Source organism: Xenorhabdus entomophaga (genome assembly GCF_037996725.1).
Lineage (GTDB): Bacteria > Pseudomonadota > Gammaproteobacteria > Enterobacterales > Enterobacteriaceae > Xenorhabdus > Xenorhabdus khoisanae.
Genome location: NZ_JBBMXH010000438.1, coordinates 1 through 268 on the forward strand (window position 1 = coordinate 1; position 268 = coordinate 268).

Sequence of the window (268 nt, forward strand, 5' to 3'; positions counted from 1 at the left end):
TTTCTGTTGCGTCGATGATTTTTGCCAAAAATTTATTCCCCTTTGGGAACAACAGCTCATTGAGAATAATCAGCTCAAGCGTCATCGTGCCACTTCCCTGTCTCTCAGTGAAATAATGACGATCCTCATTTTATTTCACATGAGCCATTATCGTCATTTTAAAGCGTTTTATACTGAGCATGTGCAGCAATATCTCAACGCAGATTTCCCTGGTCTGGTCAGCTACAATCGAATAATTACATTGAAGAAAAGAGCCCTTATTCCGTTA

Annotated in this window: 1 pseudogene; it reads left to right on the forward strand. The window is 39.6% G+C overall.

What is annotated here, in order from left to right:
• Positions 1-268: pseudogene (locus AAC854_RS23540) on the forward strand (IS982 family transposase); the annotation flags it as partial.